The 17,333-nt window shown below is 64.7% G+C and carries 13 protein-coding genes; 4 read left to right on the forward strand and 9 right to left on the reverse strand.

The window, feature by feature from the left end:
• Nucleotides 1-215 precede the first annotated feature (215 nt).
• Together W823_RS46975 and W823_RS46980 are read left to right on the forward strand one after the other, a co-directional pair.
• Nucleotides 216-1,028 (forward strand): mycofactocin-coupled SDR family oxidoreductase, encoded by an 813-nt coding sequence (locus tag W823_RS46975; protein WP_031332646.1) that lies wholly within the window; start codon nt 216-218, stop codon nt 1,026-1,028.
• Between the two features lie 63 nt (nt 1,029-1,091).
• Entirely contained in the window at nt 1,092-2,624 is a 1,533-nt protein-coding gene (locus tag W823_RS46980; RefSeq protein ID WP_023959821.1) for a carboxyl transferase domain-containing protein, read from the forward strand.
• A gap of 28 nt (nt 2,625-2,652) precedes the next feature.
• Here W823_RS46980 and W823_RS0129780 read toward each other — a convergent pair whose 3' ends face one another.
• The 3 genes from W823_RS0129780 to W823_RS46990 all read right to left on the reverse strand — a co-directional run bounded on the left by W823_RS0129780 (nt 2,653) and on the right by W823_RS46990 (nt 6,019).
• A complete protein-coding gene (locus W823_RS0129780) occupies nt 2,653-4,266 on the reverse strand; it encodes an HNH endonuclease signature motif containing protein (RefSeq protein WP_023959823.1) in 1,614 nt (537 codons plus the stop codon).
• Between the two features lie 97 nt (nt 4,267-4,363).
• Entirely contained in the window at nt 4,364-5,332 is a 969-nt protein-coding gene (locus tag W823_RS46985; protein WP_023959825.1) for a hypothetical protein, read from the reverse strand.
• A 90-nt stretch (nt 5,333-5,422) separates the two neighbouring features.
• Entirely contained in the window at nt 5,423-6,019 is a 597-nt protein-coding gene (locus W823_RS46990; protein ID WP_023959827.1) for a pyridoxamine 5'-phosphate oxidase family protein, read from the reverse strand.
• A gap of 124 nt (nt 6,020-6,143) precedes the next feature.
• Between W823_RS46990 and W823_RS46995 the strand changes: the two genes are divergently transcribed.
• Nucleotides 6,144-9,479 (forward strand): SNF2-related protein, encoded by a 3,336-nt coding sequence (locus tag W823_RS46995; protein WP_023959829.1) that lies wholly within the window; start codon nt 6,144-6,146, stop codon nt 9,477-9,479.
• 27 nt (nt 9,480-9,506) lie between these two features.
• Nucleotides 9,507-9,926 (forward strand): nitroreductase family deazaflavin-dependent oxidoreductase, encoded by a 420-nt coding sequence (locus tag W823_RS47000; protein WP_023959831.1) that lies wholly within the window; start codon nt 9,507-9,509, stop codon nt 9,924-9,926.
• A 24-nt stretch (nt 9,927-9,950) separates the two neighbouring features.
• Here the strand turns inward: W823_RS47000 and W823_RS47005 are convergent, their stop codons facing one another.
• The 6 genes from W823_RS47005 to W823_RS47030 form a co-directional block, all read right to left on the reverse strand.
• The gene (locus W823_RS47005) at nt 9,951-10,697 is read right to left on the reverse strand and encodes a DUF1684 domain-containing protein (RefSeq protein WP_023959833.1); all 747 of its coding nucleotides are present in this window, start codon (nt 10,695-10,697) and stop codon (nt 9,951-9,953) included.
• A 51-nt stretch (nt 10,698-10,748) separates the two neighbouring features.
• On the reverse strand, nt 10,749-12,422 hold the full coding sequence (locus tag W823_RS47010) for an ABC transporter ATP-binding protein (protein ID WP_023959835.1): 1,674 nt from the start codon (nt 12,420-12,422) through the stop codon (nt 10,749-10,751).
• On the reverse strand, nt 12,419-13,384 hold the full coding sequence (locus W823_RS47015) for an ABC transporter permease (protein ID WP_023959837.1): 966 nt from the start codon (nt 13,382-13,384) through the stop codon (nt 12,419-12,421). The genes W823_RS47010 and W823_RS47015 overlap by 4 nt, the downstream gene beginning before the upstream one ends.
• Nucleotide 13,385: 1 nt before the next feature.
• The gene (locus W823_RS47020) at nt 13,386-14,354 is read right to left on the reverse strand and encodes an ABC transporter permease (protein WP_023959839.1); all 969 of its coding nucleotides are present in this window, start codon (nt 14,352-14,354) and stop codon (nt 13,386-13,388) included.
• Nucleotides 14,355-14,437: 83 nt separating this feature from the next.
• Complete coding sequence (locus W823_RS47025) at nt 14,438-16,120, reverse strand: ABC transporter substrate-binding protein (protein ID WP_023959841.1); 1,683 nt, start codon at nt 16,118-16,120, stop codon at nt 14,438-14,440.
• Between the two features lie 47 nt (nt 16,121-16,167).
• Nucleotides 16,168-17,316 (reverse strand): acyl-CoA dehydrogenase family protein, encoded by a 1,149-nt coding sequence (locus tag W823_RS47030; RefSeq protein ID WP_235189587.1) that lies wholly within the window; start codon nt 17,314-17,316, stop codon nt 16,168-16,170.
• Between the last annotated feature and the right edge of the window lie 17 nt (nt 17,317-17,333).

Below are 17,333 nucleotides of genomic sequence, written 5' to 3' on the forward strand. Positions count from 1 at the left end.
GCCTCGGTGGAAATAGTCATGCCGTCGAATCTCATGCCGGTGAGCATTCGCTGATTCGCGATACCGCGGAAGGATTCGACTCAGGCCGAAGTTAAGTGCATCTGAGCGAAAAGGGCATCTCAGCGAACACTGCGGCTCAGCTGATGCCGGCCAATTACAGTCGGGTCGAGCACTCGCGACGCGACGTGCCGCGGGAACAACGATTGGTGGGCGTAGTGACACGGCTGGCGAACAGGGTCGCATTCATCACGGGAGTGGCCCGCGGACAGGGTCGCGCGCATGCGGTGCGGCTGGCACGTGAAGGCGCCGACATCGTGGGTGTTGACCTTGCCGGGCCGTTGCCGGGTGTTCCGTACGACTCGGCGACGCCGGCCGAACTCGCCGAGACTGCGGGCCTCGTCGAGGCCGAGGGTCGCAAAGCACTCCTTCGTCAGGGCGATGTTCGCGACCTCGAGGGGCTACGGTCCCTCGCCGCCGATGCGGTGACCCAGTTGGGTGGACTCGACATCGTCGTGGCCAACGCAGGCATCTGTATTCCGGCCACCTGGAACGAGGCGACCCCGGCGATGTTTCGCGATCACATGGACATCAACGTCACCGGCGTGTGGAACACCGTGATGGCGACGGCGCCTCACCTCGTCGAGCGCGGACGCGGGTCGATCATCCTGATCAGCTCGTACGCCGGAAAGAAGGTGCAGCCGTTCATGGTGCACTACACCACCAGCAAGCATGCCGTCACCGGCATGACCCGGGCGTTCGCTGCCGAATTGGGTGCGCACAATGTGAGGGTCAACAGCGTGCATCCCGGCGCGGTCGCCACTCCGATGGGGTCGGGCGACATGGTGGCCCGCATCGAAGAGACCAATGCAGCCAATCCGCGACTGGCACCCATGGGTACACCCTTTCTCAACCAGTACGCAGCAGACCCAGATGAGGTGTCCAACGTGGTCGCGTTCTTGGCGTCGGACGAGTCGTCGTTCATGACTGCCGAACACATCTCGGTCGATGGTGGTGCTCAGTACTTCTGACCGTGGGTCGGGGAATCTGCCATCTGCCCTGGCAACCGCGGGCAAGGGTTCTACGGTTGATGGGTGACTGATCGGACGGATCGACCCGAGCGCATCTCGGCGACACAATTGCTGGCCAAGCTCGCTGACGAGGGCAGTTGGCACCCGTGGGACTCGCAGATCACCGCGCTTCCCGACGATGCCGGGTACGCCGAGGACATTGGACGAGCCCGCGAGAAGACCGGACTCGACGAGTCGATCATCTGCGGTGAAGCGGACGTCAACGGGGTGCGAGCGGCCGTTGTTGTCAGTGAGTTCGGTTTTCTGGGCGGGTCGATCGGCCGGGACGCGGGACGTCGCGTGGTCACGGCGATCCGCCGAGCGACTGCTGAAGGTCTGCCGTTGCTCGCCCTCCCGGCGTCGGGCGGGACGCGGATGCAGGAGGGGACTGCGGCTTTTCTGCAGATGGTCAACATCACGGCGGCGGTCGTGGATCACAAGGCCGCGCACCTTCCATACGTGGTGTATTTGCGTCATCCGACCACCGGTGGGGTGTTCGCGTCGTGGGGCTCGCTGGGACATGTGACGTTGGCCGAGCCGGGCGCCCTTGTCGGTTTTCTCGGCCCGCGAGTGTACGAGGGCTTGTACGGCGAGGCATTTCCCGAGGGCATCCAGGTGTCGGAGAACCTGCGTTCACACGGTCTGGTGGATCTTGTTGTGGCGGTGGATGAATTGGGATCAACGGCATCACGCATCATCAGGCTTCTGGTCGACCCGCTGGTGGACGCCGAGCACTCGCGACGTGAGCCGGCCGTGCCGTCTTCCACACCGGGACTGTCCGGGGCGACGGTGGTTGAGTCGTCGGCCTGGGATGTGGTGGAGCAGTCGAGGGTTCCCGGCCGGCCAGGCGTGAGTCAGTTGCTGCGCGAGTCGGCCGACGAGGCGGTGGAATTGGCCGGTGGGGGCGAACTGGATTCGCGCAGCGGCATCATTCTCGCGTTGGCACGCTTTGGTGGGCATTCGGTTGTGGTCGTCGGGCAGGACCGCAACCGTCAGGTGCCCGGATCGCTGGTGGGACCTGCCGACCTGCGGTTGGCCCGCCGGGGTATGAGGTTGGCGCAGAATCTGCATCTGCCGCTGGTGACGGTGATCGACACTCCGGGCGCCGATCTGTCTGCCGAAGCCGAAGAGTCGGGTCTGGCCAACGAGATCGCTCACTGCATTGCGGAGCTGACTGCGTTGACGGTGCCGACTGTGGCGGTGCTGCTGGGTCAGGGAGCTGGGGGAGCCGCGCTGGCGCTGTTCCCCGCGGATCGGGTGGTGGCCATGGAGAACTCGTGGCTGTCTCCGCTGCCGCCGGAGGGCGCCAGCCTGATCGTCTATCGGGACACCGACCATGCAGCCGACATGGCACGGAGCCAGGGAATCCGTGCGACCGATCTGCACGCCGCCGGCATCGTAGATGTGGTGGTCTCCGAGGCCGCGTTGGGCGGCTTTCTGCCAGAGCTGGGTGACCGGCTCGCCGCCGAGATCGATGCGTTGGACGACAGCACGGTTGAAGCCCGCGCTGGGTGGCGGACCGAACGCCTCCGGCGCATCGGTGGTGTCGAGATCTGAACTGGCTGACCCAGTTCCGGCCAGCCGTCTATGCGACATCCTCGTACCAACTTTCCGGAGGTGGGCAGGGGTCGGGTAGCTGTGCCACCTCGTCGAGCCAGCGTTGTGCTTCTTGATGCCAGATCGGGTGTTCGATTCGCCATTGTTGCTCGGCGAGTTCATCTTTGGCTCGCCGGCGAAACCATGCGGCGTGAGCTTCTTCTTTTTCGCGCCGTTCGTCCACCATTCGCTGGTATCGCTGGTCGGGGAAATGCGTGTCGTTCGGAGTCAGCGCGTCGTCGGTGCCGCGTTGCCTCCACCCGACGCGACCGACCCATTCTGGTGGTCCGGTTTCGGAAGTGATGATCTCGGTGATCCAGCCGCCGTCGCCGTCGTGGACCTGAGCGTGGTCGCCGTCGCATACGAGGGTCAGGACGGTGATGTCGGTCCGTCCACCGTCTTTCCATTCGTGCATGTGATGCACTGCGGTGCGGGTGGCGGGCTGATCGCAGCCGGGTCGCGAACATCCGCGTTCAGCCGCGATCAGAGCGATTCGCTGGATCGCCGATGCCAGACGTTTTTCACGGCCGAGGAACAGCGGCCGGTGTGCGTTGTCGAGCAGTGCAAGAAACTTCCGGTTGCTACCTGCCAGCGCGAGTGCGTCCCGGACGGGGAGAGTGCCTCCCGATGCGGTGGTGGCAATACCGGTCTCGGTCTCCAGCTCGCTCAGCGTCATGGTTGCCACAACGATGGCCGGCTGTCCGCGGTGCTTTCCGAGGGTGCCCGACCCGACAACTGTCTCAAGCATCTTCTTGAACGCGTCATGGTTGCGCTGACCCTGTGTGCGGTTGTCTCGTTCGGCCGCAGCGGCGAGAAGCGTACTGTCGACGAGATCGGCGTCACCCATGGGTGATTCGGGGTCGTCGGGGTTGTTCATGCCTGGCTGTGCCCATTTCGCGGCGACGACGTCCCAGAGTGCACGCGTCGCCGGATCAAGGGTTCCGGAGATCCCGCTCATATGGTCGATGTCTTGGCGCCCGAGCGTCAGGTCACGACGGCGGGCCCGGTCGGCGTCGTCGGTGAACTCGCCATCGGGGTTGAGGTAGGCGAGCAACCGCTGCGCAACGCTTTCCAGCTGATCTGGCGAGAGCGCGCAGGCCTGGTTTGCCAGATCCGATTCGATGGTCGACCAGTGTTCTGGCGTACGTAGAGATGTGGGCAACTTGGTCAGCGAGCGATGGATCACCCGGTAGTGCGCAAACTCCATGTCACCGGCGTCCATCGCCGCCGCGGCGGCCGGATACGCGGCGGGTCGCAGTTCGCCGTTGAGTTCGTGCCAATACCCCAACCGCTCAGCGGCTTTGCTGCGCGCGCTGGCTTCGGAGGGGGTGAGCCGCAGCAGTGTCGACAGAAACCTGGCCGGCTTGAGTCCTCGCTTTGCCGCGACACCACGCTCACGCAGTTCCACCGCCCACCGAATCTTCACGGCATCATCTCGGCGCGCGCCCGTCTCGACCATGGCGGTGGCCGCGACCACCTCGTCGTCGGTCATCGACGACAACGGCACCGCCAGCAGTTGCTGCGAGACGGCCTCGCGGACGGCCACCAACTCGCCGGCATCCAGCTGCTGGATGGCGGCGATCAGATCGGCCGTTTCGCTCATGTGTTCGATTGTAGAAGAGGGGTCTGACAATCACCCGAGCTCGACCCGAGCCTTGATCGCGACTCATTGCGCCAGGGGCGGTGTTGCCACCACGGGCTCATCGGGATGCAACAGCTGTTGAAGCCCGCTCAACGAGTCCGAGTTCAAGTCGCCCAGCAAAAGGGCTGGCCCAATCGAAGTCCGCGGTGGTCCATGCATGCGAGACGGGTACGTCCCACCCGAGTGTCCACACCTCAGTCGATCGTGGGCGTCTGGCCAATCGGCCCAGCGGCCATGCGCCGATGGCAGCGTCGAATGACCCGTCTTCGTGCTGGGTGCGCAGTAGGTGGACGTTGAGATCGAGAGTGACCGGGACCGACAGGTCTTGCGCGCTGACATGCTCGCGGAACCAACGATGCTGCTCGTCAAGGCGTCTCGCCGCGCTCGGCGTCTGCGCAGAGTGGAAACCGGATCCTCCGATGCGCTCAGGGGTTCTGATGTCGCCATGCCACACGAAATTGGTGGGTTCGATCGGTATGCCTGCAGTGAATTCGACGAGTCCGATGGACGTCCCCGCGGCGTCAACGCGCTGTTGCAGCACTGCGCCAGTGCGCTGATCCACTGTTAGTTGCCTGGAGTAGGGCTCTTTGTCTCGAGGCGGGGCGAGTTCCACGAACCAACACGGACGACCGAGGTACTCGATCTCTCGAATTGGGCCAGTCGGTGTCGTCCATCGGTTGCCAACCCATTCACCCGCTTTTCTCGTGACGAGCAGTTCTTTGCCCGGCCCGATGAAAGACATCTCGTGAGCGTCAGCGCGCAGCGGGAGCGGTTCTCCGCGAGCGAAGCGCCACACCGTCTGCCCGTCGGTGATCACAACGGGGTTTCCATCCATAGTCTCGACACGGATTCGGGGCCCGTCTCGCCACACTTGGAGGTCGTCGACGCCGGAAACGTACACCGGAGCGATGTCGCCGACGTGACTGTACAGGCCACCCTCCACGGTTCCTTCTCGACGGATGATGCCCTGGACGGGCGCGTGGGGGCCGTCGACCATCGTTTTGAGGACCTCTATCCACGCAGTCACCTGTCAAAGGTGACACATGTACCGCGGCGGTAGGAGCTCTCTTCAGAACTCACCGACCCCCGGCTCGACCCGCCGAATTTGGCCGCCTCGTCACCCCAACCGCCGCACCGACTCGGGAACATCACCGGCGGTATGGGTGACCGGCTCGCCGTAGACCACTCGCATCGGCACCTCGCCGGTCCAGCCGGCAGCATCGTCGTCACCGGGGCCGCCCTTGCGCGCCTTCGTGATCCATTGCCCATCGATGATGGGAAGTGACAGCACCAGTGTCGCGGCCAGTTGTTTGCTCGTGTGCGGTGGCACCTCGGCGCTGCGGCCCGGGAGAATGCTGTCGCTGAGGGCGGTCAGGGCCTGCGCCGGGTCGAGCGACGACTTCTCTATGACACCGCGAACAACTGCCGACCGGTAGTTCATGGAGTGATCGAAGAGCGTGTCGGCCACCACGAGTCCATCGGCGATGAACGCTGACAGCGCCACCGGGGCACCTGCCGCGATGTGTCGCAGAGCGCCCGCTCCCGTGGAACCGTGCAGGAGGATCTCGTCACCGTGCCGAGCGAAGAGCATGGGAACAGACCACGGCAGGCCGTCGACCACTGTGGTCACGGTGGCCACCTTGGCTTCGTCGAGAATCTGATCGAGCAGAGCGCGGTCGCCCTGACGTTCCTTGCGGCGATTGAGTTGGTCCACGGTGAGTCCCTTTGTCGTCGGTGCACGCACAACGTCCCAAGAGCGCCCCGCCGCGTCAAGCCGATTTGCAGGTCTGACCCCGGCCGGCCTGGTCGTGTCTGCGTGCGGCGATAACCTGCAACCAATGACCACCGAGTGGGCGCACACCATCACCCCGGACGCGTTGAAGGGCGACTTCGACACCGGGGCGATCCAGCGTGGGTCGGTGTATGCGCGACAACACCGTGTCGCCGCCGTGCAATGGGACGATGACAAACGCAGACTCACCGGCCGCTGTCAGGGCACGGGCGTCGCCACGTATTCGGTGCGTGTCGCCTTCAGCCACCTCGGTCCCGGCTGGAAGCTCGCCGATGCCGGATGCACGTGTCCTGTTGGCTATTTCTGCAAGCATGCCGTCGCACTTCTGCTGACCTTCGCGGATGAGGCCGCCACCGCAGCCGCTCCGCCAGTCGAGCGTTCGCCGCAATGGGAGCGCATGCTGCAGGTGCTCTATTCCGAAAACCACCCGAAACCTCCGGAGAAGCTTGCGCTGCAGGCGTTCCTCAGCTCCCCTTCGCTGTTCGCATCGCGAGCTCGCCGGGCCCAACTCGCGTTGCGGCCGATGCGACCGGGCACCCGGAGCGCCTGGATCAAGTCAGGTGTCGACTGGCCGGCCATCGTCGATCTAAAGCCTGGAACATTTGCGGCACAGCAGCTCTCGGTGTTGCAGTCGATGGCGCGCGACTCCATGCGCACCACCCCGTACGGACTTCCGCACGGGCTGATCCTGGCGGACGCGCCTGCCACCATCTGGCAACAACTCGACGCGGCAGCAGCAGCGGGTATCCCTCTGCTCGGCGACCCGGCCTCGGGGATCAACACCGTGCAGGTCGCCAAACGGGCTGGGCTCACCGTCTCGGTCAGCGGAGAGGTCGGAGCCGATGCCCACGTCTCGGTCGAGGTGACCATCGACGGAAACGTGGTGCCGACGTCTGAGGTGACCATTCTCGGAAAGGGCGATCCGCACGGAATCGGTTATCTCGATGCTGATGGCGTCCTGACCCTCGCCCCCTTCGACTCGGTCGACGCGCCCGCCGCGGCGTTGCTGCACGGTGACCAACCGATTGTCATCCCCGCCGCGGACGTCTCCAGATTCGCCGATGTGGTGTTGCCTCGGCTTCGCGAGTCGGTACCGATCCGGGTCGACGACTCGGTGTTCGTGGCGCCCACCATCTCTGGCCCGACGCCGGTGGTGACCGTCCGTTTCACCGGTGATATCGCCCATACCCATTGGGCGATGCGCTATCTGGTCAACAGCACACCGCGCGACCTCGACGACGCCATCGGCACACAGCCGTCGTGGCGAGACCGCGTAGTCGAGGAGCAGATCTGGGAGTCGATTCGCGAGGCGCTGGCTGCGGTTGCCCTCACCTCGGGCGCGGCGGGCCGGCGACTGATCGCGGCCTTCGACGCACAGCAAGGCTCTGGCCGAGTCCGGCAGGCACACAGAGTGGAACCTGCCGACTACGAGGAGGCGGTCAACGGTGTCACCACGCACTTCTTGCGTCACGACGTACACCTGAACCCCCTTGAAACGGCGCGGCTGTGCGCCGAGGTGCTACCAGCACTCGCCCGCCGCGACGACTTGATCGTCGAGGTCGCCGAGGTGGCGCAGCGGTACCGGCAGATCACCGAACGAGCGCGCGTGCATATCGCCGGCTCACAGCCTGCCGGCAGCGACTGGCTTGATCTCGACATCACCATGGACGTCGACGGTGAGCAGGTGCCGATTGCGGAGGTGCTCGCCGAATTGTCCACCGGTGCAACGCACATGTTGTTGCCATCGGGCGTCTACTTCCCGCTGGACTCACCCGAACTCGTGAAGCTGCGCCAGCTGATGGACGAAGCGGAGGTCCTCGGTGAGGCCGAGTCCGGGAGGGTGCCCGCGGTACCCACAAACGTCACGCTGTGGGAGGAACTGCTCGAACTCGGTGTGGTCGATGAACAGCTGCAGGCGTGGCAGGAGCGCATCGCGACGCTCAGCGCGGCACGGCCGCCGGAACCGGTCCAACCACCGGCGATGCTTCACGCGACTCTGCGTGACTACCAGCTCGATGGGCTCAACTGGCTGTCCTTCTTGTGGGACAACGGGTTCGGAGGCGTACTGGCCGACGACATGGGGCTGGGCAAGACGCTGCAGACGCTGGCTTTGTTCGGCCGGGCCCGGGAGAACGGTGAGACCGGCCGGTTCCTTGTGGTCGCACCCACGAGTGTGGTGAACAACTGGGCGTCGGAATGCCACCGGTTCACGGATCTGCGAGCGGTCACCATCACAGCAACGCAAGCGCGTGGGCGTACACCCCTGGCCGAGATCATCGCCGACGCCGATGTTGTGATCACCACCTACGCATTGCTGCGTATCGATTTCCCGGCCTATGACGAACAGCAGTGGGCGGCACTGGTGCTCGATGAGGCCCAGTTCGTCAAGAATCGCAACTCGAAAGCGCATCTGTGTGCGCGACGTCTGACGACGCCGTTCAAACTGGCCATCACCGGTACGCCGATGGAGAACAACCTGATGGAGCTGTGGTCACTGCTCTCGATCACCGTGCCGGGACTGTTCCCTGACCCCAAGGCATTTGCAGACTATTTTCGCAAACCCATCGAAAAGGGCGAAGACCCCGAACGTCTCCCGGTGCTGCGCAAGCGGATCAAGCCGGTGATGTTGCGGCGCACCAAAGACCAAGTGGCTCGCGATCTCCCGGCCAAGCAGGAGCAGATACTGCACGTCGAGTTGTCGGCGAAGCACCGCAAGATCTACGACACCCGTCTGGTACGCGAACGCGAGATCGTCCTCGGGCTGCTGGGCGACCTGGAGAAGAACCGCTTCCAGATCTTCCGCTCGTTGACCATGCTCCGGCAGTTGAGTCTGCACGCCGGGCTCGTCGATCCGGCCGACGCCGAGGTTGCGTCGGCGAAGGTCGACTTCATCCGAGAGCAGCTTCCCGAGCTCATCGCCGAGGGGCACAGTGCCCTGATCTTCAGTTCGTTCACCGGCTTCCTGGATGTGCTGCGGCGCGGACTCGACGGTGACGGCATCACGTACAGCTACCTCGACGGCTCACTGTCGTCGCGCGAACGCGCCGAGGCGGTCAGCGCGTTCACCGAGGGCACCACCAAGGTCTTCCTGATCAGCCTCAAAGCGGGTGGTTTCGGACTCAACCTGACCGAAGCGGACTACTGCTTCGTGTGCGACCCCTGGTGGAATCCGGCAGCCGAGGCGCAGGCAGTCGACCGTACTCATCGGATCGGCCAGACCCGTCCGGTCACCGTGTACCGGCTGGTGTCGGCCGACACCATCGAAGCGAAAGTTGTTGCGCTACAGAACCGGAAACGTGAGCTGTTCAGTGCTGTGGTCGACGACGGGAACATGTTCTCATCGACCGTCAGTGCCGACGACATCAGGCACATGCTCGACTGATCACAACTTCGCTGGCACGCTGTAGTGATGGCAAATGTTGATGAACTACACGGCGAAGCGCACGTCCAGCGTTATCTCGAGACGAACGGGGAAGAAGGCTTCCACTGGAAGGGGACTGAGATCCTCATCCTGTTCACCAAGGGTCGAAAGTCCGGCGACCAGCGACGACACGCCTTGATCTTCCGCACCTGGGAAGACAATGCCTATCTGGTGGTGGCATCGAAGGGTGGGGCAGACGCGCCGCCTGCTTGGTTCCTCAATCTGCAGGACAACCCCGAAGCGGAGATCCAGGTCAAAAACGAGCGGATTACCGTTCGAGCGCGAGTGGCCAACGACGACGAGAAACCGGCGATGTGGTCCCGCATGGTCGAGGTGTGGCCGGACTACGACGACTACCAGACCAAGACGTCGCGCCCCATCCCCGTGGTTGTTCTCGAGCGCGTCTGACCCGAAAGTACCGACGCCGCCTGGTCAGCCCTTGGCGATCAGGCGGCGTTCGCCCGCTCGTACCGGAAAGTCGAACCGGTTGTTCTGCGGCGGCAGCGGACACAGGTAGTGATCGGTGAACGTGCAGGGTGGCAGGTAAGCCCGGTTGAAGTCCACCACCACGCGGCCGTCCGCATCCGCCGGTTCGACGTCAAGAAATCGGAACCGCTGTGTTTCGCTGCCGTTTGTCGAGTCGGCGAACACGAGTTGAGCGCCCCCGTCCGGCCTCGCAATGCCCGACAACGTAAGCGCCGCCCCATCCACCGTCACCCGTATGGTCGCGGTGGCCTTGGACCCGACGAACCCGTCGACGTGATCGAACGGCAATTCGTCATCGTCGAGTTCGATGGTCCCCTCCAGAACCCAGGACGGATCCGGGTCAAAAGCTTTGATGCCTGACAGTGCCAGGCGGGTGGGTGCCTGCGGGTCGAAGACCCGGACCGCCACGCGTCCTGCCCGGGCGAGCACAGCCACCGTCACGTCATCAAAATCCTGCTTCGCTCCGGGCTCGAGGGAGGCATCGGCCTCGCCGGGACGGCTGACAACGGCCGTGCCGTCGACGGCGGTCCACGAGCCGGTAAGCGGATTGATGGTCTGCGGTTGATCATCGAGCCAGTACGTGCCGGTGACCGAAGCCAGACCGTGGGGTGCGGTTGCGGCGACGTCGCGGTCGGCGCGCCAGAGATGCCACTGACCGAGCCAGTGGTCTGTTGTGGTGGCGGAAGTGGTCACCGTGATGCCTTTCGGTTCGGGTCGGTACAGCGAGAGTGGAAGTTCGGTTGATCAGTGGGTCAGCGAAGCGGTGCGCGCGGCTGCGCGTTTGCCTGGAATGGCGTCGAGCAGACGCTGGGTATACGGGTTCGCCGGGTGCTGGAATACGTCTGCAACGGAACCGGATTCGACGATCTTGCCCTTCTCGAACACGGACACTGTATGCGCCACCTGAGCGACCACGGCGAGGTCGTGGGAGATGAACAGATAGGTCAGGCCGAGACGCTCCTGCAGTTCGGCGAGCAGTTCGAGAATCTGTTCCTGCACCGAGACGTCGAGCGCCGACACCGGTTCGTCGAGGAGCACCACTTCGGGTTCGAGCACCAGGGAACGGGCAATGGCCACCCGTTGGCGTTGCCCACCCGACAACTCGACCGGCAACCGATCGAGGTGGTCGCGGGGGAGTCCCACCTGGTCGAGCAGTTCCGCGGCCCTGTGATGGCGTGAGCGGCGATCACCGATCCGGAACGACACCAGCGGCTCGATGATGCTGTCGCGCACGGTGAACCGTGGATCAAGCGACGCGAACGGATCCTGATGTACCAGCTGAAAGCGTCGGCGCAGCGGTCGGAGTTCACGCCAGGAAAGATCGGTGATGTCGGTGCCGTCGAAGCGAACCCGGCCTGATGTCGGCTTCTCCAAGCCCATGGCCACCCGCAGAGTGGTGGTTTTGCCCGATCCGGACTCTCCGACGAGGGCGTGGGTCCGTCCGGCGGCGACGCGAACGGAGATGCCGTCGAGGGCAGTGAACGGCTCGCCCCCGCTGACGTCGAATCGCTTGGTCACCGAGTCGAGTTCGATGATGGGATTGTCGACCTCGACCTGGTCGGGGGCGACCACAAAACGGGGTGTGATGACGCCGCCCTGGGCGAGCGCGGGTGCCGCGGCGATCAGCCGACGCGTGTAGGAGTTCTCGGGGTCGACGAGAATGGTTTCCGGCGAACCCTGTTCGACGATGTGCCCGTGTTGCATGACGATCACCCGGTCGGCACGGTCCGCGGCAACAGCCAGATCGTGGGTGATGATCAACAGGGCGGTGCCGGTGTCGCGGACGAGTGACTCGAGGTGGTCGAGGATGCGGGCCTGCACGGTGACGTCGAGCGCGCTGGTCGGTTCGTCGGCGATGATCAGGTCGGGTTTGCCGGCGAGGGCGATCGCTATCAGAACGCGCTGGCGTTGACCACCGGAGAGTTCGTGTGGGTAGCGGCGGATCCGCTCGGCGGGGTCGTCGAGGCCCGCCTTGGTGAGAGCGTCGATCACCTCGTCACCGATCTCGGCCCCGCGGACACCACGCAGTTTCACGGCTTCGGCAACCTGCACCCCGATGCGCTGAGTGGGGTTCAGGCCCACCATCGGGTCCTGCGGGATGAGTCCGACCACCGAACCACGCAGTCGCCGAACCACTTTCTCCTTGGCGCCGGCGATCTCCACACCGCCGACCTTGATCGATCCAGACGTCACTCGCCCGTTGGCGGGCAACAACCCGATGATCGCGTTCGCGGTGGTGGTCTTGCCGGAACCCGACTCACCGACGACCGCAACCACCTCTCCGGGATTCACCTGCAGATCCAAGTTGTGTACGGCGGGCGTCACCTGCCGGTTCCGTCGGTAGCCGATGTTCAGGCCACGGATGTCGACGATCGGGACGCGAGAATCAGATGCCGACTTGCTGAGGTTGGTGGTCATCGTTCGAGTTCCTGAAGGGTCTTGGAGATGTGGTTGAGCGACAGCACTGTGATCGCGATGAACAGACCAGGCATCAGCGAGACCCACGGGGCGGTGACAAGGAAGTTGCGTCCGGTGGAGACGAGGGTGCCCCACTCGGCCTGCGGTGGTGCGGCACCGAAGCCGAGGAAGCTCAGTGCAGCGATCGCGATGATCGCGACACCGAAGTCCAGGACTGCGAGGACGGCGACCGGGCCCCACGAGTTGGGCAAGATGTGCCGCAACAGGACACGCGTCCACGAGGCGCCACCCGCACGGGCCGCCTCCACGTAGGGGAGGGTCTTGACCCTCAGCACCTCGGCGCGGGTCGTCCGGGCGAAACCGGGGACGATGCCGATGCCCACGGCGATTGCGACGGGGACGGTCCCGAAGCCGAGCGCGGTGACGATCGCCAAGGCCAGCAGCAGACCGGGAATGGCCAGCAGCACATCGACGAACCGCATGATCACCGAATCGGTGACGCCGCTGAAGAACCCCGAGATCACGCCGAGCGTGAGTCCGGCCACGACTGCGATGGCCAGGGCGATCAGAGCTGCCTCGATCGTCAGGGTTGATCCGTACAGTGTCCGCGTCCACAGGTCGCGGCCCATCTCGTCGGTGCCGAACAGGTGAGTTGTGCTCGGCGCCAACAGTCGGTCGGCCGGGGCGGTGCGGTAGGGGTCGTAGGAAGTGAACCAGGAAGGGAAGAACGCCGACACCCCGACAAACGCGATGAACAGCACGGTCAAAACGAACAGAGGCCGCCGAACAGCTTTAGCCGTGGTTTCCCGCAACGGACCCCAGCGCCCGCCGGGCTCCGCCGCCCCGGGTGGGGTCAGCGAGTGGTCGGGTTTCGCGACAGGCCGCTCCACCGGCAGATCGATCCCCAGTGCACTGGCACTCGAGCTGGATGTGTCGATGCGGTCTTTCAGCGTCTCGGTCATGTCAGCTCACCTTCGTCTTCGTGCGGACTTTCGTCGTGTGGGCGATGCGAGGATCGAGCAGCGGATAGAGGAGATCGACGATCAGGTTGACCAGGACAAACGCGGCGGCGGCTAACGTCACGATGGCGAGTACCACCGGGATGTCCTGGGCGAGAACCGCTTCCTGCGCCAGCTTGCCGATCCCGTTGCGGTTGAACACGGTCTCGGTCACGATGGCGCTCGTCACCGTCACTCCGACGAGCAGGCCGAAGATGGTCAGCGCCGGTAGGGCGGCGTTGCGGAACGCATGCCTGCGCTGGACGGCACCGCGGGACAGGCCCTTGGCCCGGGCCGTCGCGATGTACTGCTCGCTCAGCGTTTCGTTGAAACTCCGGGTCAGCACCTGCGCCAACGCCGCTGTGGTGGGGATGGCCATCGTGATCACCGGCAAGATGAGGTACTCGGCACCACCCGATCCCTGCGAGGGCAACCAGCCGAGGTTGAATGCGAAGACCTGGATGAGGATCAGGGCGATCAGGAAGGACGGAACCGCAACGCCGAACGCGGGCAAGCGGTCCAGCAAAATCCGGACGGGCTTGAACTGGACGAACGCGGCGAGGTACGCGAGGACGGTCCCGGCGATGACTGCGAGTAGCCCGGCCAGCACACTGAGGGTCAGTGTGCCGCCGAGGCGTTCGGCGATCAGGTCGGATACCGGTGCCTGCTTGGAGATCGACAGCCCCCATTCTCCGCGGACGGCGCCGCTCAGCAGTGAGAAGTATTGATCGATCATGGATTTGTCGAGTCCGTACCTGGACTTGACCGCCATCAACTCTTCAGGCGACATGGTGTCCGGATCGAGTCCGGCCGCGCCCAGCTGGATGCCGACGGCATCGCTCGGCAAGAGATAGAGGATCACGAACGTCAACGTGAATGCTGCCCACAACACCACAACCGCCTGGGCGATTCGGCCTGCTATGTACCTGCGCATGGCTGCGGTTCCTTCCTGTGGCGGTTGGCCCCGGTGGTCTTCACCCGGGGCCAACCGGTCGAGCTCGGTTGATGCGTGGTCGATTACGGCTGCAGGAACGTGTCATTGAGAGCCAGGAAGCTCTCGGACGTGAATCGGAAGCCGTTGACCTTGTTGCTGACGCCGGCCAGCTGCTGGCGTTCGAACAGCGGGAAGCTGACACCCTGATCGATCAGCAGGTTCTGCAGATCGTCATAGGCCTGTTTGGTCTGGGCCTCATCGGTGGTCTGCACGGCCTTCGTGAACAACTGCTGGATCTGCGCCGCCACCTCGGGGGTGGCCGCATTCTTGGCGATTGCCTTCTGGTTGGCGAGCGCTTCGACCAGGATGAACTGCAGCGCACCGGGATCGGCGCGGGTGAAGTAGGTTCCGATCAGATCGTAGCCACCACTCTTGAGGAGACCGATCGACTCGGCCTGAGTGACCACCTTCAGCTGCAGGTCGATACCGACCTGACGCCACTGATCCTGCAGGAGCTCGTTACCGGCGGCGAACTGTCCGACGACGGGCAGGGTGAGGGTCAGCTGCTGACCGTTTTTGGACCGGTACTCACTGCCGGCGGGCTTGGTCCAGCCGGCGGCGTCGAGCAGCTTGCCGGCACCTTCGGGATCGAAGCCCAGCTTGCTTGCCTGCGACTGGAAGAACGGCGTGGTGAGGTCGAATGCACCTTCGACGACGGGGTAGTCGGGGCCGTAGACGGTGGCGGCGTTGGTCTTGAGGTCGGTGGCCTTGTACAGCGCCTGACGGACCTGCGGATCGGACAGGGGCTTGCCGGCACTGACGTTGGGGAACAATGTGTTCGAGACACCCGGCAGCGACCGGGATTCGATGTAGCCGCCAGAGTTCTTGATCAGTTCCTGATCTTCGACGGTGAGGGGGTTACGGGGCCAGGTGATGTCGACGGCGCCGCTGACCAGGTTGCCGGTTCGGACGCTGTCCTCGGCGACGTAGCTGTACTTGACCGAATCGAGGTACGCCTCGCCGGTGTTCTTGTTGAGGCTCGATCCCCAGGTGTATCCGGCCCGCCTGCTGAGCGAGATGCCCTGGCCGGGGGTGTAGTTGTCGAGCTTGAACAGTCCGGAACCGCTGAACTGGCCGAGGCACCGCTCTTCCGGGGTCTTCTGGAATGACGCCGGCGAGATGAGGGCGAGGTTTGTGGTGGACGTCGCTTGCAGGAAGGACGAGTTCGGCTGGGTGAAGTGGAACTTCACCGTCGAGGGGTCGACCACAGCGGTGGACTCGAGGCCCAGGATGTAGCTGGCGCCGAAGGCGGTGCCGCCGCTCGACTTTGCCAGTGCAACAAAGGCGTCGAAGTTGGCCTTGACGGCCTCGGCGTTCAGCGGTGCTCCATCGGAGAAGGTCACGCCGTCACGCAGGGTGAAGGTGTAATCGAGGCCGTCGGAGCTGATCTCCCACTTGGTGGCCAACCACGGCACGATCTCGCCGGTGTCGGGGTTCTGGTCGGTCAGGGAGTCGGCGATGTTGCGGATGACGCCCCGATGCTCGATCCAGTAGGTCTGGAACGGGTCAACACACGTGAAGGTGGGATTGTCCGGGAAGTAGGCAATGTCGAGGGTGCCGCCGCGCACGGGATTGGCGGCGTCGCCGCTGGGGCCGGATTCGGCGTTTCCGCCGGAGCTGCACGCGGTCGCGACCAGGGTCGACATCAGGGCGAGCGCGCCTGCGACCTTCCAACGGCCGAATCTCGTGCGGGTGTGTTGACGCATTGTCGTGGTTCTTCTTTCGGGTGAGTTGATGAAGCGGTCGAGCGGGATCAGCCGCGCAGGAGTGCGCGACCGGCGGCCAGCAGAGCGGTGTCTTCCTGGGGCGGATGCACGCGAACGCAGAGCACATCGCGCAGGTGTCGTTCGAGCGGATTGTGCCGGGTCAGTGCGGCGTTGCCGAGTGCGGCGACCGCGGTCTGGACCGCGGCGATCACCGACCGGGCGATCTGGACCTTGACAAGTGACAGGCCTGCCGCCACGGCGGGATCGTCGGCGGCGACGCGCAGAAGTGTTCCGTAGAGCAGGGTTTCGGCCTGCACTATCTGGGCGTCGATCTCACCGGCGATGGCCTGGATGCGTTCGGTCTCGGCAATGGGACGGCCCAACGCGGTCGGTACGCGTTCACGGGCGTATGTCACGAATGCCGTACGGGCCGCCCGCGCAACTCCGACGTACAGCGCGGGATGGCCGAAACCCGTTGGGCCGGTGGCCACTGCGGGATCGCGGTAGACGCCATCGGTCTTCGGGATCTCGAGGAAGTTCTCCTCGCCGACCTCGACACTCGCGTAGCTGACGTCGTGGGTGTTGGAGGCGCGCAGTCCCAGGTGATCCCAGGTCTCGTGCCAAGTGATCCCGGCGGAGTCGGCGGGAACGATCACGTGCCCGACCCTCGGCTCCTCTTCATCGGTGATCGCCCAGACCAGGTGGTACGCCAGTGCCGTCCCGCCGGTGGCAAAGGTCTTGCGGCCGTCGAGGGTCCAACCGTTTGCGGTCCGCCGCGCGATGGTCTTGGGCAGGCCGCCGCGGGCCGGTGCACCCAGTTCCGGCTCGGCGCGGATCACGTTGACCGGGGCCGGTCCCTGCACCGACTGGCGGAGCAGGTCATCGTAGAGGTCGGCGGGCCACGAGTTCGTGGCCGCCTGCATCTGGTGGATCGCCAGATTGTTGGCGGCAATGAGTGCCACAGACGGGTCGCCTTCGCCGAGCGCGGAGAGGATCTGCACAACCTCGAACGGTCCGGCCTCGGGACCACCGAACCGTGCTGCCACGGTTGCCGTGAGGTACCCACCGCGGTGGGCGGCAGCCAGGCCGGCCACCGGGATATCTCCACTTCGGTCGTATTGCTCAGCGGTGGAGGCGACTTCGGCGGTTAGCGCCTTGAGACCCGACGGCGAGAGGTCGGGCGTTGGGAGCGTCATGCCCCGCACCGAGGTGA

Source organism: Williamsia sp. D3 (genome assembly GCF_000506245.1).
Lineage (GTDB): Bacteria > Actinomycetota > Actinomycetes > Mycobacteriales > Mycobacteriaceae > Williamsia > Williamsia muralis.